Here is a 16,241-nt window from a genome sequence, read left to right as displayed (position 1 = left end):
CATTTAATTACAATGCATGCCTCGAGGATATTATACCTATTGGAGGTGCCAATAAAAAAGCACCTATTTAAGGTGCTTTCCAAATTCTTTAAAAGTAGGGTTTTAATTTAGCTTATTAAGCTCGTCTACCAGACCTTTCGCCTTAGTTTCTAGTTCTGCACGAACCGATTTTAAATGTGCTTTTCTATTTTCAACATCGCGTTGATTTACTTTTGCAATTAATGAATCAAACGTTTCAATAGCACCATCTATTATTTTAGAACCTTCTTTAGAATCTAATTTTCCATTTGCAGCTTCCACTATATAGACGGCGTCCATAATATCTCCTAAAACGTAATTAATATCTTTTTTTAAATCTCTTACACTTGCCATGTTACTTCTATTTTTTTACAAAAATACGATTTTAGAATATTAAACTATATAATCTGATTAAATAGTAACTTCTAGAAATTTAGCTCCTGAAGTTTTTATTGCAATACTATTCGAGGAGGCAGGAACTAAGACCGTTTCTCCTTTTGCTATCATAGCTTCACCAGATTCTGTTTGCACAACACCCGAACCATCTACACACATAAAAATGGTAAAAGAATCTCTATGAACAGTGTCTTGCGAGAAATCGTTTTCAAGACTAAGAAAATTGGTCTTAAAATATGGACAAGCTACCATTGCATTAGAAGTATCCGATTTATCGTCATAGGAGACTTTAAAATCATCTTTTTTCTGGTAATCAATGGCATCAAGTGCCAATTCCGTATGCAGTTCTCTCAGGTTACCTTCTTTATCTTTCCTATTAAAATCGAACACCCGATACGTAACATCCGAGGTCTGCTGAATTTCCGCCAATAGGACACCGGCACCTATAGCGTGAATCTTTCCTGTATTAATAAAAAAGGTATCGCCTTCCTTTACGGGTTCATAATTCAACAAATCCAATAAGGTATTTTCCTCTAAGCTTTTGGCATATTCCGACTTTGTAACATCCTTATTGAATCCTACTATAAGCTCCGCGCCAGGATTAGCATCCATAACATACCACATCTCGGTCTTTCCAAAAGAATCATGTCTTTCCTTAGCTAGCTCATCATTAGGATGTAACTGGATAGAAAGGTCTTGCTTAGCGTCAATAAATTTTATGAGTATGGGAAATTCTTTTCCAAAACGCTTTACTACACTTTTTCCTAAAAGCCTTTCCGCATGATTATCGATAAGAGTTTTTAACGAGGTATTGGCTAATGCTCCGTTAGAAACTTCACTAACATCTCCAGCAACTGTAGAAAGTTCCCAACTTTCACCTGTAATATCATTTGTAATAGGTTTCCCTAAGACAGTTCCCAATTTTTCTCCTCCCCAAAGTCGCTCTTTGAGGATTGGTTTAAATTTCAAAGGATGTATATTCATAATAGTAATTTAAAGTAAGATATATCTTACTTTTTAGATAACGCTAATAATGCCCTTTTCATATGTTCGGAGGCATTTATACTATTAAAAACCATAATTATTTTCCCTTTTTCGTCAATAACATAGGTTTCCCTGCCTGGTAATAAGAGTAAGCTGTTCTTTATCTTAAATTTTTTTCGAACCTGATTGTTCTTGTCGGATAATAAAATAAAGGGTAATTGATATTTGTTTTGAAAATTAGAATGACTTTTGGACGAATCCGCACTTATTCCGACAACTTCGGCACCTATATTTTTGAAATCTTCGTATTTGTCTCGGAAATCACAGGCTTCTTTTGTGCAACCAGGCGTATTATTTTTAGGATAGAAGTAAATTACAAATGGTTTCTTACCTATAAGCTCCTTTATTGAAAATTGATTTCCTTTTGCATCCGGAAGTGTAAATAACGGAACTGAATCGCCTACCCGTAGTCCCATTTATCCAGAAAAGGTTACAAAATTTCTTGGTGTCTCGTAGAGCACAACTTCCAATTCTTTATCGCTGCTAATGTGTTTTCTTAACTTGTTCCAAATTACTACCGCAATATTTTCCGCAGTTGGGTTAAGTGTTTGAAATTCTTTAACCTCTACATTTAAGTTCTTATGGTCAAAGGCATCTTCAATATGTAATTTAATTAGGTCTTTCAATACCTTAACATCCATAACGAAACCAGTCTCTGAATCAATTGCTCCAATAACACTTACGATTAATTCATAATTGTGTCCATGAAAGTTAGGATTACTGCATTTACCGAAAACCGCTTTGTTTTTAGCATCTTCCCAATCTGCCCTAAATAATCTATGGGCAGCGTTAAAATGCGCCTTTCTACTTACTTTTACCTTCATTTTTTTCAATATTCATTAGCAAATGTTCATAAAATTTTTCAAAAATAATCTTGAACCAGGCCGTATACTCCTGCGGATTATTTTCTATATCTTTTTTAATAGTGCCGGGTTTCATCCATTTCCAGTTTTCAACTTCTTCGGTATTAATCACCGGAGATGCATTATAAGAACCCAACATTACATGATCTAGCTCATGCTCTGTAAGACCATTGTCAAATGGTGCTTTATATATAAAAGAGAATAATTCCTTTAATTCTGACGTAAACCCCATTTCTTCTTGAAGTCGTCTTTTACCAGCCTCCAAATTTGTCTCCCCTACTCTTTGATGACTACAACAGGTATTGGTCCATAATAACGGTGAGTGGTATTTATGTGCAGCTCTTTGCTGCAGCATTATTTCACCTTTATCATTAAGAATAAATACCGAAAATGCTCTGTGAAGTTGTGCCTTTTCATGAGCTTCCATCTTTGGCATCGTACCAATTTGCTCATCGTTAGCATTGACCAAAATTACTTCTTCTTCCCTCATTACACAAAAATAAGACCTTTAGGTAACTTGGGGCAATACCTGCTCATAAAAAACCTTGAAGTAATAAAAGAAGTAGAGGGTTTCTAAAAGAATCTGGGCGATTTTAGATTATTCTTGCTCGTGATGAAGTCATATCTGAATATTACTTCAAAAGACCCGTCATTAAAGGCAGCGTTACCTAATTCTGTCGTTTCCCGGTCATAAGCGATACCTATTAAGAATTTGTTTGATATATTAAAACCTGCCATACCACTAAAGGCAGCATCCCACCTATATGCAGCTCCTAAAATAAATTTTTCGTTAAACATGAAGTTAGCGGAAACATCTACTTGTAAGGGTGCTCCTTGAGTTAATTTGGTAAGTAATGTAGGTTTAAATTTTAGAGATGGATTAACATCCCAGACATATCCCGTAATAAAGTAAAAGTTCATCTGTTCCTTTGCCGTAGACAAAGATGATTCCTGAAAATGTGAGGTTTCCAAGAATCTTGGGACAGATAATCCTGCATAGAATTTATTGGTATGATAATAGACCCCAGCCCCAATATTTGGTGAAAGTCTATTGTCAATATCCTGTTGTAGAGTTTGATCTGGACCAAATTGGTTTAATTCTGAGAAGCGAATATCCAACAAATTAGCACTCGCCTTTAAGCCAAAACTTAAACGACCTTCCAAGGAAGTATAAATTGTATAGGAGAAATCCACATCAAAATTGGTTTCAGATGTTGGACCAATCTTATCATTAACAATAGAAAAACCTAGACCTAATCCCCTATAGCCCACTGGAGAATGTACATTTAGTGTCTGCGTGACCGGAGCACCATCTAATCCTATCCATTGAGAACGATGAAGGGCCGCAATACTTATCTGACCTCTAGAACCGGCATAGGCAGGGTTAACACTTACCGTATTATACATATACTGCGTATACTGAGCATCTTGTTGGGCATAGGAACCTATACTCATAAAACAAAAGGTTACCATTAATAAGAATAGGCCAGAAAACTGAATATGAATATTTTTTAATAAAAATTTAATTCCTGCCATTTTTCTATCTATTAATATATAAGTAACCAGAAAGCTGTTTTGCTTCGCCATTAGGTTCTTCGTAATTTAAAATATAAAAATACGTTCCGACAGGTAGTTGATTATCCTGGTTTACAGTTACTCTACCCTGAGAGGTTCCATCAAAAACATTACCCTCAGTGTCGTAGGCTCTTGTGGTGAAGACAGATACGCCCCACCTGTTATATATGCTTATATCGTTGTTAGGATAATTCTCTAAACCATCTATTCGTAACACATCATGAACACCATCTCCATTAGGCGTTAACACATTGAAAACTTCGATTACATCTCCTTGTATGCCTAAATCCGCATCTAAGTAGTTTGGAATTCCGTCCTCATCAGCATCGTCGTTAGCATAATTACCATCTAAATCTAAATCTTCGTCTATAGTTTCAATACCATCATCATCGTCATCCGTATCACGATAATCGGACTCCTCATCATTATCTGTATTAGGTAATTGTCCGAAGGGATCATCCAATTCATCATTTACATCAACATCAACTGTTATGGCACCTTCATATCCATCATCAAGTCCATCATCATCTTTATCCGAGCCAATAAAAACTACATCTGGGATACCATCTTGGTTATAATCGTGAGCTTCAATATTATCAGGAACATTATCATTATCACTATCTTCATCTAGATAATCCGGTAAACTATCACCGTCGGTATCTATTGGGAACAACCCTAAATCTCCATCAGTTTCGTAGGCATCATCAAGTCCATTATTATTTGCATCAATACCACTAGGTGCTATATAATCGGCGGTAGTTTGTGCCTCTAGATTGTCCGGAATACCGTCATTGTCAGCATCGATATCTAGATAATCTGGGAAACCATCTCCATCAGAATCAGTTGGATTTGTAGCGGGGTCATTATCCCCGTCCAAGTTCAAATCCTCAAAACTATCTATGATACCATCGTTATCCGAATCAATATCCGAAACCATTGGAGGTGAAACTAAAATCGTTACTGTAGCGGTATCACAATTACCAAGATTGTCACAAACAGTATAGGTATAAGAGTCCGTTCCAATGTATCCGGGATTTGGCGTGTAAATTACCACATCGTCAGTAGGATCGTTTGGCGTTCCATTATCATCTACGATAATTGTACCGTTGGATGGTTGGGTTACGCTAAAAGTACCTGTCGCTGGCAAATCATTATCATTAGCATTCCAAAAATCTATAAGCACATCAGTGTCTTGCTCCACTGCTACACTATCATCTATAGTATCCAAGATTGGAAGCACATCTATATTCACTGTTGCCGTACTGCAGTCTCCACTCGAATTACAAACGGTATACTCAAAACTATCAGGTCCATTATAATCAGGATTTGGAATATAGGTTACGATATCATCAGTTGGATCGTTCGGAGTACCATTATCATCAATAGTTACGGTTCCATTTGAAGGGTTGGTAGTCGTAAGCGTACCAGTGGTTGGTAAATCAGAATCATTTGCAAAGATATCAACGATTACAGAATCGTCCTCGTCTACAGATGCAATATCATCTACCAGCGTAGCTGCTTGTTGCAAACAGACAACCGTGAAATTAGGTAAGCTAGAATCATTACCAACTTTAGTTACAGTAGCCGTATACCTTACTACTGTTTCGGTAGCCGTTACAGTAGGTCTAAGTTGATCTCCAGGAACTACAGGGTTCCAGCTAACAGAAGCTCCAGATGTAACATTTGAAGAAATATCCATGGTTACCTCATTATCCGGTGCAGTACAATCCGTTACGATAAAGTAACCCGTAGCATTGGAGCCACATAAGGTCCCATCGTAAGTAGCAAAATAGATACCTGGATTGGTAACTTCTAAGAAAAAATTAGTTCCTAGAACAGTACTTGTATCCGAAGCTTCATACCATTGATAATTATTTTCATCGGTACTATTCGGTGCTTGCAATAAGAACTGGGCGTTAGAAACAATCATTCCCAGAAATGCGAATACAATACTGAGAAATAAGGTTTTATATGTTATGATAGCTTTCAAATTAATTTGGGCTCCTATTTAATTAGTTACTTTACTACAAATACTACATTTATTAAAGAGTTATAATCTGCTGGTGCTCCAATAATGTCATATTCCATCTCACCATCTGCATTAATTTCAACATTATCAAAAACTGCGTTATCAAAGAATGTCACATAATAATATAACTCACCCGGAGCGTAGGTTGGAATTGCGGTTGGGGCCTCATCTCCACCTCCTACATCACTTCTTACCATAGGACTCCCATATTGTGCGATATATTGTGCATGTAAATCAATAGTTTGGTTCAATATTGGCGTTCCAGAATAGGCAGAAACATCAATAGCAATAGATGGTGGATAAAATATATTAGGTCTTGTATTGGCTATAACGTAGGGAGTTGCTACACTGCCATCGCCGGTAACACTAATATCATTTCCTGCAGTTACAACAGTAGTACTAGCGGTAATCTGTGTATCCACATAAGTCTTCACGGCCTGTTCCGTCGGGAAGTCCGTATCGGAATTACCTGACAAGGTGCCGTCAGTTGATTTGTTCGCAGCGTCCTCTTTGTTGTTCTGTAGGTCTGTGATATCGTTCGTATTAGCCGTAATGTTCGTGGTGTTCGTGGCGATGTTACCTGCGTTCGTGGCTACACCAGCGGAATCGTCCAAAGCCGAAATGTCCGCCGATAGCGTGGTTCCGCTCTCCGTTACACTTAGGTTCGTTCCGTCAAAAGCAACCGCACTGATATCGTCATCCGCTAGACCGTCCACGTAATCCTTCGTTACGGCATCCGTACCGGCTACCGGGGTGCCCACGTTCGTGATTACCGTACCACCGGCATCAGCGCCCTCGGTCAATACCTCACTTAAATTCTGTATCTCGTTCGTAGCATCCGTATCATTATCCGCGGCGATATGGTTCGCTATATCCGTAGCGTTCGTGGTAATGTCCCCTGCATTGGTTGCGATGTTCGTGGTGTTCGTGGCGATGTTACCTGCGTTCGTGGCAACTCCGGCGGAATCGTCCAAAGCCGAAATGTCCGCCGATAGCGTGGTTCCGCTCTCCGTTACACTTAGGTTGGTACCATCAAAAGCAACCGCACTGATATCGTCATCCGCTAGACCGTCCACGTAATCCTTCGTTACGGCATCCGTGCCAGCTACCGGGGTGCCCACGTTCGTGATTACCGTACCGCCGGCATCAGCGCCTTCGGTCAATACCTCACTTAAATTCTGTATCTCGTTCGTAGCATCCGTATCATTATCCGCGGCGATATGGTTCGCTATATCCGTAGCGTTCGTGGTTATGTCCCCTGCATTGGTTGCGATGTTCGTGGTGTTCGTGGCGATGTTACCTGCGTTCGTGGCAACTCCGGCGGAATCGTCCAAAGCCGAAATGTCCGCCGATAGCGTGGTTCCGCTCTCCGTTACACTTAGGTTGGTACCATCAAAAGCAACCGCACTGATATCGTCATCCGCTAGACCGTCCACGTAATCCTTCGTTACGGCATCCGTACCGGCTACCGGGGTGCCCACGTTCGTGATTACCGTACCGCCGGCATCAGCGCCTTCGGTCAATACCTCACTTAAATTCTGTAGCTCGTTCGTAGCATCCGTATCATTATCCGCGGCGATATGGTTCGCTATATCCGTAGCGTTCGTGGTTATGTCCCCTGCATTGGTTGCGATGTTCGTGGTGTTCGTGGCGATGTTACCTGCGTTCGTGGCAACTCCGGCGGAATCGTCCAAAGCCGAAATGTCCGCGGATAGCGTGGTTCCGCTCTCCGTTACACTTAGGTTCGTTCCGTCAAAAGCAACCGCACTGATATCGTCATCCGCTAGACCGTCCACGTAATCCTTCGTTACGGCATCCGTACCGGCTACCGGGGTACCCACGTTCGTGATTACCGTACCGCCGGCATCAGCGCCCTCGGTCAGTACCTCACTTAAATTCTGTATCTCGTTCGTAGCATCCGTATCATTATCCGCGGCGATATGGTTCGCTATATCCGTTGCGTTCGTGGTTATGTTACCTGCATTGGTTGCGATGTTCGTGGTGTTCGTGGCGATGTTACCTGCGTTCGTGGCAACTCCGGCGGAATCGTCCAAAGCCGAAATGTCCGCCGATAGCGTGGTTCCGCTCTCCGTTACACTTAGGTTGGTACCATCAAAAGCAACCGCACTGATATCGTCATCCGCTAGACCGTCCACGTAATCCTTCGTTACGGCATCCGTGCCAGCTACCGGGGTGCCCACGTTCGTGATTACCGTACCGCCGGCATCAGCGCCTTCGGTCAATACCTCACTTAAATTCTGTATCTCGTTCGTAGCATCCGTATCATTATCCGCGGCGATATGGTTCGCTATATCCGTTGCGTTCGTAGTAATGTTACCTGCGTTCGTGGTAATGTCCCCTGCATTGGTTGCGATGTTCGTGGTGTTCGTGGCGATGTTACCTGCGTTCGTGGCAACTCCGGCGGAATCGTCCAAAGCCGAAATGTCCGCGGATAGCGTGGTTCCGCTCTCCGTTACACTTAGGTTCGTTCCGTCAAAAGCAACCGCACTGATATCGTCATCCGCTAGACCGTCCACGTAATCCTTCGTTACGGCATCCGTGCCGGCTACCGGGGTGCCCACGTTCGTGATTACCGTACCGCCGGCATCAGCGCCTTCGGTCAATACCTCACTTAAATTCTGTATCTCGTTCGTAGCATCCGTATCATTATCCGCGGCGATATGGTTCGCTATATCCGTTGCGTTCGTAGTAATGTTACCTGCGTTCGTAGTAATGTCCCCTGCATTGGTTGCGATGTTCGTGGTGTTCGTGGCGATGTTACCTGCGTTCGTGGCAACTCCGGCGGAATCGTCCAAAGCCGAAATGTCCGCGGATAGGGTGGTTCCGCTCTCCGTTACACTTAGGTTGGTACCATCAAAAGCAACCGCACTGATATCGTCATCCGCTAGACCGTCCACGTAATCCTTCGTTACGGCATCCGTGCCAGCTACCGGGGTACCCACGTTCGTGATTACCGTACCGCCGGCATCAGCGCCCTCGGTCAGTACCTCACTTAAATTCTGTATCTCGTTCGTAGCATTACTATCGGCATCTCTGATGTCTATCGTTGTGCTTGCTCCATCGGTTATCGTTACCTCCACACTTTCGTTGGCAACACCACCTGCTCCGATACCTAAATCTTGGTCGTCGGTTCCCGTACCATCTTGAAGTCCTGATAAATCAATAACAGGGTCTACCTGATTTGGAACGTTCAAGGTAAGGTCTGTACCTGATAAAGAACCACTTGTTACGAAGTCGTTTCCATCAGAACCTCCTGCTAGTACAAGTGCATCTATCCTTGAATCTATTTCTTCAAGAACGCCCTCTACTTCATTATTTGTGAAGTTACCACCTGCATCGGTTACAGTAACTTCCGATGCTGTCTGGTTATCCGTATTAATGTCTGCCAACGGTACGCTTACCGTATTGCCGTCCTGTATACTTATCTCCAAGTCGGTTCCATTCACTTGGAAGTTTTCTAAGTTCTGGTCATCTGTTCCATCAACACCATCCAATTCCGTCTGTATTTCTTCTATAGCATCCTGTACATTGGTACTCGTTGTATTGCCCGCAGCCGTGAAGTCAACTCCAGCGGCATCCTGTATCTCGTTCGTATCGTCCGTATCATTATCTGCGGCGATATGGTTCGCTATATCCGTTGCGTTCGTAGTAATGTTACCTGCGTTCGTGGTAATGTCCCCTGCATTGGTTGCGATGTTCGTGGTGTTCGTGGCGATGTTACCTGCGTTCGTGGCGATGTTACCTGCGTTCGTGGCAACTCCGGCGGAATCGTCCAAAGCCGAAATGTCCGCGGATAGCGTGGTTCCGCTCTCCGTTACACTTAGGTTGGTTCCGTCAAAAGCAACCGCACTGATATCGTCATCCGCTAGACCGTCCACGTAATCCTTCGTTACGGCATCCGTACCGGCTACCGGGGTACCCACGTTCGTGATTACCGTACCGCCGGCATCAGCGCCCTCGGTCAGTACCTCACTTAAATTCTGTATCTCGTTCGTAGCATCCGTATCATTATCCGCGGCGATATGGTTCGCTATATCCGTAGCGTTCGTGGTTATGTCCCCTGCATTGGTTGCGATGTTCGTGGTGTTCGTGGCGATGTTACCTGCGTTCGTGGCAACTCCGGCGGAATCGTCCAAAGCCGAAATGTCCGCGGATAGCGTGGTTCCGCTCTCCGTTACACTTAGGTTCGTTCCGTCAAAAGCAACCGCACTGATATCGTCATCCGCTAGACCGTCCACGTAATCCTTCGTTACGGCATCCGTACCGGCTACCGGGGTACCCACGTTCGTGATTACCGTACCGCCGGCATCAGCGCCCTCGGTCAATACCTCACTTAAATTCTGTATCTCGTTCGTAGCATCCGTATCATTATCCGCGGCGATATGGTTCGCTATATCCGTTGCGTTCGTGGTAATGTCCCCTGCATTGGTTGCGATGTTCGTGGTGTTCGTGGCGATGTTACCTGCGTTCGTGGCAACTCCGGCGGAATCGTCCAAAGCCGAAATGTCCGCCGATAGCGTGGTTCCGCTCTCCGTTACACTTAGGTTGGTACCATCAAAAGCAACCGCACTGATATCGTCATCCGCTAGACCGTCCACGTAATCCTTCGTTACGGCATCCGTACCGGCTACCGGGGTGCCCACGTTCGTGATTACCGTACCGCCGGCATCAGCGCCTTCGGTCAATACCTCACTTAAATTCTGTAGCTCGTTCGTAGCATCCGTATCATTATCCGCGGCGATATGGTTCGCTATATCCGTAGCGTTCGTGGTTATGTCCCCTGCATTGGTTGCGATGTTCGTGGTGTTCGTGGCGATGTTACCTGCGTTCGTGGCAACTCCGGCGGAATCGTCCAAAGCCGAAATGTCCGCGGATAGCGTGGTTCCGCTCTCCGTTACACTTAGGTTCGTTCCGTCAAAAGCAACCGCACTGATATCGTCATCCGCTAGACCGTCCACGTAATCCTTCGTTACGGCATCCGTGCCGGCTACCGGGGTGCCCACGTTCGTGATTACCGTACCGCCGGCATCAGCGCCCTCGGTCAGTACCTCACTTAAATTCTGTATCTCGTTCGTAGCATTACTATCGGCATCTCTGATGTCTATCGTTGTGCTTGCTCCATCGGTTATCGTTACCTCCACACTTTCGTTGGCAACACCACCTGCTCCGATACCTAAATCTTGGTCGTCGGTTCCCGTACCATCTTGAAGTCCTGATAAATCAATAACAGGGTCTACCTGATTTGGAACGTTCAAGGTAAGGTCTGTACCTGATAAAGAACCACCTGTTACGAAGTCGTTTCCATCAGAACCTCCTGCTAGTACAAGTGCATCTATCCTTGAATCTATTTCTTCAAGAACGCCCTCTACTTCATTATTTGTGAAGTTACCACCTGCATCGGTTACAGTAACTTCCGATGCTGTCTGGTTATCCGTATTAATGTCTGCCAACGGTACGCTTACCGTATTGCCGTCCTGTATACTTATCTCCAAGTCGGTTCCATTCACTTGGAAGTTTTCTAAGTTCTGGTCATCTGTTCCATCAACACCATCCAATTCCGTCTGTATTTCTTCTATAGCATCCTGTACATTGGTACTCGTTGTATTGCCCGCAGCCGTGAAGTCAACTCCAGCGGCATCCTGTATCTCGTTCGTATCGTCCGTATCATTATCCGCAGCGATATGGTTCGCTATATCCGTTGCGTTCGTAGTAATGTTACCTGCATTCGTGGTGATGTCCCCTGCATTGGTTGCGATGTTCGTGGTGTTCGTGGTGATGTTACCTGCGTTCGTGGCGATGTTACCTGCGTTCGTGGCAACTCCGGCGGAATCGTCCAAAGCCGAAATGTCCGCCGATAGCGTGGTTCCGCTCTCCGTTACACTTAGGTTGGTTCCGTCAAAAGCAACTGCACTGATATCGTCATCCGCTAGACCGTCCACGTAATCCTTCGTTACGGCATCCGTACCGGCTACCGGGGTACCCACGTTCGTGATTACCGTACCGCCGGCATCAGCGCCCTCGGTCAGTACCTCACTTAAATTCTGTAGCTCGTTCGTAGCATCCGTATCATTATCCGCGGCGATATGGTTCGCTATATCCGTTGCGTTCGTGGTTATGTTACCTGCATTGGTTGCGATGTTCGTCGCATTCGTGGTGATGTTACCTGCATTGGTTGCGATGTTCGTCGCATTCGTGGCAACTCCGGCGGAATCGTCCAAAGCCGAAATGTCCGCCGATAGCGTGGTTCCGCTCTCCGTTACACTTAGGTTGGTTCCGTCAAAAGCAACTGCACTGATATCGTCATCCGCTAGACCGTCCACGTAATCCTTCGTTACGGCATCCGTGCCAGCTACCGGGGTGCCCACGTTCGTGATTACCGTACCGCCGGCATCAGCGCCTTCGGTCAATACCTCACTTAAATTCTGTAGCTCGTTCGTAGCATCCGTATCATTATCCGCGGCGATATGGTTCGCTATATCCGTTGCGTTCGTGGTTATGTTACCTGCGTTCGTGGCAACTCCGGCGGAATCGTCCAAAGCCGAAATGTCCGCGGATAGCGTGGTTCCGCTCTCCGTTACACTTAGGTTGGTACCATCAAAAGCAACCGCACTGATATCGTCATCCGCTAGACCGTCCACGTAATCCTTCGTTACGGCATCCGTGCCAGCTACCGGGGTACCCACGTTCGTGATTACCGTACCGCCGGCATCAGCGCCCTCGGTCAGTACCTCACTTAAATTCTGTATCTCGTTCGTAGCATTACTATCGGCATCTCTGATGTCTATCGTTGTGCTTGCTCCATCGGTTATCGTTACCTCCACACTTTCGTTGGCAACACCACCTGCTCCGATACCTAAATCTTGGTCGTCGGTTCCCGTACCATCTTGAAGTCCTGATAAATCAATAACAGGGTCTACCTGATTTGGAACGTTCAAGGTAAGGTCTGTACCTGATAAAGAACCACCTGTTACGAAGTCGTTTCCATCAGAACCTCCTGCTAGTACAAGTGCATCTATCCTTGAATCTATTTCTTCAAGAACGCCCTCTACTTCATTATTTGTGAAGTTACCACCTGCATCGGTTACAGTAACTTCCGATGCTGTCTGGTTATCCGTATTAATGTCTGCCAACGGTACGCTTACCGTATTGCCGTCCTGTATACTTATCTCCAAGTCGGTTCCATTCACTTGGAAGTTTTCTAAGTTCTGGTCATCTGTTCCATCAACACCATCCAATTCCGTCTGTATTTCTTCTATAGCATCCTGTACATTGGTACTCGTTGTATTGCCCGCAGCCGTGAAGTCAACTCCAGCGGCATCCTGTATCTCGTTCGTATCGTCCGTATCATTATCCGCGGCGATATGGTTCGCTATATCCGTTGCGTTCGTAGTAATGTTACCTGCATTCGTGGTGATGTCCCCTGCATTGGTTGCGATGTTCGTGGTGTTCGTGGTGATGTTACCTGCGTTCGTGGCGATGTTACCTGCGTTCGTGGCAACTCCGGCGGAATCGTCCAAAGCCGAAATGTCCGCCGATAGCGTGGTTCCGCTCTCCGTTACACTTAGGTTGGTTCCGTCAAAAGCAACTGCACTGATATCGTCATCCGCTAGACCGTCCACGTAATCCTTCGTTACGGCATCCGTGCCGGCTACCGGGGTGCCCACGTTCGTGATTACCGTACCGCCGGCATCAGCGCCCTCGGTCAGTACCTCACTTAAATTCTGTAGCTCGTTCGTAGCATCCGTATCATTATCCGCGGCGATATGGTTCGCTATATCCGTAGCGTTCGTGGTTATGTTACCTGCGTTCGTGGTAATGTCCCCTGCATTGGTTGCGATGTTCGTCGCATTCGTGGTGATGTTACCTGCATTGGTTGCGATGTTCGTCGCATTCGTGGCAACTCCGGCGGAATCGTCCAAAGCCGAAATGTCCGCCGATAGCGTGGTTCCGCTCTCCGTTACACTTAGGTTGGTTCCGTCAAAAGCAACCGCACTGATATCGTCATCCGCTAGACCGTCTACGTAATCCTTCGTTACGGCATCCGTACCGGCTACCGGGGTACCCACGTTCGTGATTACCGTACCGCCGGCATCAGCGCCCTCGGTCAATACCTCACTTAAATTCTGTAGCTCGTTCGTAGCATCCGTATCATTATCCGCGGCGATATGGTTCGCTATATCCGTTGCGTTCGTGGCGATGTTACCTGCGTTCGTGGCAACTCCGGCGGAATCGTCCAAAGCCGAAATGTCCGCCGATAGCGTGGTTCCGCTCTCCGTTACACTTAGGTTGGTTCCGTCAAAAGCAACTGCACTGATATCGTCATCCGCTAGACCGTCCACGTAATCCTTCGTTACGGCATCCGTGCCAGCTACCGGGGTGCCCACGTTCGTGATTACCGTACCGCCGGCATCAGCGCCTTCGGTCAATACCTCACTTAAATTCTGTAGCTCGTTCGTAGCATCCGTATCATTATCCGCGGCGATATGGTTCGCTATATCCGTTGCGTTCGTAGTAATGTTACCTGCGTTCGTGGCAACTCCGGCGGAATCGTCCAAAGCCGAAATGTCCGCGGATAGCGTGGTTCCGCTCTCCGTTACACTTAGGTTGGTACCATCAAAAGCAACCGCACTGATATCGTCATCCGCTAGACCGTCCACGTAATCCTTCGTTACGGCATCCGTGCCAGCTACCGGGGTGCCCACGTTCGTGATTACCGTACCGCCGGCATCAGCGCCTTCGGTCAATACCTCACTTAAATTCTGTAGCTCGTTCGTAGCATCCGTATCATTATCCGCGGCGATATGGTTCGCTATATCCGTAGCGTTCGTGGTTATGTTACCTGCATTGGTTGCGATGTTCGTGGTGTTCGTGGCGATGTTACCTGCGTTCGTGGCAACTCCGGCTGAATCGTCCAAAGCCGAAATATCTGCCGATAGCGTGGTTCCGCTCTCCGTTACACTTAGGTTGGTACCATCAAAAGCAACTGCACTGATATCGTCATCCGCTAGACCGTCTACGTAATCCTTTGTTACGGCATCCGTACCGGCTACCGGGGTACCCACGTTCGTGATTACCGTACCGCCGGCATCAGCGCCCTCGGTCAGTACCTCACTTAAATTCTGTATCTCGTTCGTAGCATCCGTATCATTATCCGCGGCGATATGGTTCGCTATATCCGTTGCGTTCGTAGTAATGTTACCTGCATTTGTGGTAATGTTGGTCGCATTCGTGGCGATGTTACCTGCGTTCGTGGCAACTCCGGCTGAATCGTCCAAAGCCGAAATGTCCGCCGATAGCGTGGTTCCGCTCTCCGTTACACTTAGGTTGGTTCCGTCAAAAGCAACTGCACTGATATCGTCATCCGCTAGACCGTCCACGTAATCCTTCGTTACGGCATCCGTGCCAGCTACCGGGGTGCCCACGTTCGTGATTACCGTACCGCCGGCATCAGCGCCTTCGGTAAGTACTTCCGATAAGGTTTGGTCGTCCGTATTAACTCCAGCTGTAATATCAGCTAAAGGAACAGAAACGATATTTCCGTCAACAATACCTAATTCCAAATTTGCTCCATTCACTTGAAAGTTTTCCAAATTCTGATTATCCGTATTAACTAAAGCCGCGATATCCGCCAATGCAATAGAAAAACTATTAGAATCACTATCTGTTAATATCAAATTCGTATTCGTCCCATCTATTTCGAAAGATGTTATCGTTGTATTAGTATTTACTTGGTCTGCAATGTCTGCCAGAGGTATTGAGATGGTATTATTTTCACTATCCGTAATTACGAGATTAGGGCCTGCGACCTCAATACGGTCATTTGTGGTATTTGTATCCACTAAAGTATCTTGTAAATCGGTAAGGTTTACATTAACACTTCCACCATTCTCTAAATCTAAAGTCAATATATTGGTAGCCGCATCAAAAGTAAAATTTTGAAGTTGCTGATTGTCCGTATTTGCAGCAGTGGTCAGTTCCCATGAATCACCATCCCAGAAGTATATGGTACCTGAGGTCGTGTTTACGTACAAATCACCTAAATCTGCGCCGCCTGGTGTTGTTACGCCAGGAGCGGATACATCCGTACCTTGAAGTACTTCACAGTTACATTGGTCTTCTAATGTAACTGTAGTCTGTGCAAACGTAAAACTTGATACTAAGCATAGTATCCATAGAACTTTTTTGTCCATGATTAATTTTTTACTTAAACTGTTCACTTGTGTCCTCTTCATCTGTGTAAATCCTAAATTCAAAATATCTTTATTCAATTTCATCTTCGCATGTTCCCAAATACA

Annotated in this window: 8 protein-coding genes; all 8 read right to left on the bottom strand. The window is 45.3% G+C overall.

From position 1 onward, the window contains the following. Positions 1 to 102: 102 nt before the first annotated feature. Entirely contained in the window at positions 103 to 372 is a 270-nt protein-coding gene (locus SJY09_RS01555; protein WP_396637211.1) for a hypothetical protein, read from the bottom strand. A gap of 57 nt (positions 373 to 429) precedes the next feature. Continuing rightward, positions 430 to 1,392 carry a type I phosphomannose isomerase catalytic subunit gene (locus tag SJY09_RS01550; RefSeq protein ID WP_396638583.1) on the bottom strand — a complete coding sequence of 321 codons (963 nt, stop codon included), beginning with the start codon at positions 1,390 to 1,392 and terminating at the stop codon, positions 430 to 432. Between the two features lie 32 nt (positions 1,393 to 1,424). Continuing rightward, positions 1,425 to 1,874 (bottom strand): peroxiredoxin, encoded by a 450-nt coding sequence (locus SJY09_RS01545; RefSeq protein WP_396637210.1) that lies wholly within the window; start codon positions 1,872 to 1,874, stop codon positions 1,425 to 1,427. Next, positions 1,875 to 2,282: a 6-pyruvoyl trahydropterin synthase family protein gene (locus SJY09_RS01540; protein ID WP_396637209.1), complete on the bottom strand. Its 408-nt coding sequence runs from the start codon at positions 2,280 to 2,282 to the stop codon at positions 1,875 to 1,877. After that, on the bottom strand, positions 2,263 to 2,811 hold the full coding sequence (gene idi / locus SJY09_RS01535; protein ID WP_396637208.1) for an isopentenyl-diphosphate Delta-isomerase: 549 nt from the start codon (positions 2,809 to 2,811) through the stop codon (positions 2,263 to 2,265). The genes SJY09_RS01540 and idi overlap by 20 nt, the downstream gene beginning before the upstream one ends. A gap of 83 nt (positions 2,812 to 2,894) precedes the next feature. Next, positions 2,895 to 3,794 (bottom strand): type IX secretion system membrane protein PorP/SprF, encoded by a 900-nt coding sequence (locus tag SJY09_RS01530; protein WP_396638582.1) that lies wholly within the window; start codon positions 3,792 to 3,794, stop codon positions 2,895 to 2,897. 67 nt (positions 3,795 to 3,861) lie between these two features. After that, positions 3,862 to 5,826 (bottom strand): gliding motility-associated C-terminal domain-containing protein, encoded by a 1,965-nt coding sequence (locus SJY09_RS01525; RefSeq protein ID WP_396638581.1) that lies wholly within the window; start codon positions 5,824 to 5,826, stop codon positions 3,862 to 3,864. An 86-nt stretch (positions 5,827 to 5,912) separates the two neighbouring features. Continuing rightward, positions 5,913 to 16,220, bottom strand: a complete 10,308-nt coding sequence (locus SJY09_RS01520; RefSeq protein ID WP_396637207.1) for a hypothetical protein — start codon at positions 16,218 to 16,220, stop codon at positions 5,913 to 5,915. Positions 16,221 to 16,241 lie beyond the last annotated feature (21 nt).

Source organism: Maribacter sp. R77961 (assembly GCF_044594925.1).
In the GTDB taxonomy this organism is placed as follows: domain Bacteria; phylum Bacteroidota; class Bacteroidia; order Flavobacteriales; family Flavobacteriaceae; genus Maribacter.
Note: the sequence above shows the minus strand (reverse complement) of the source record. Positions and strands in the feature narration are given on the sequence as shown.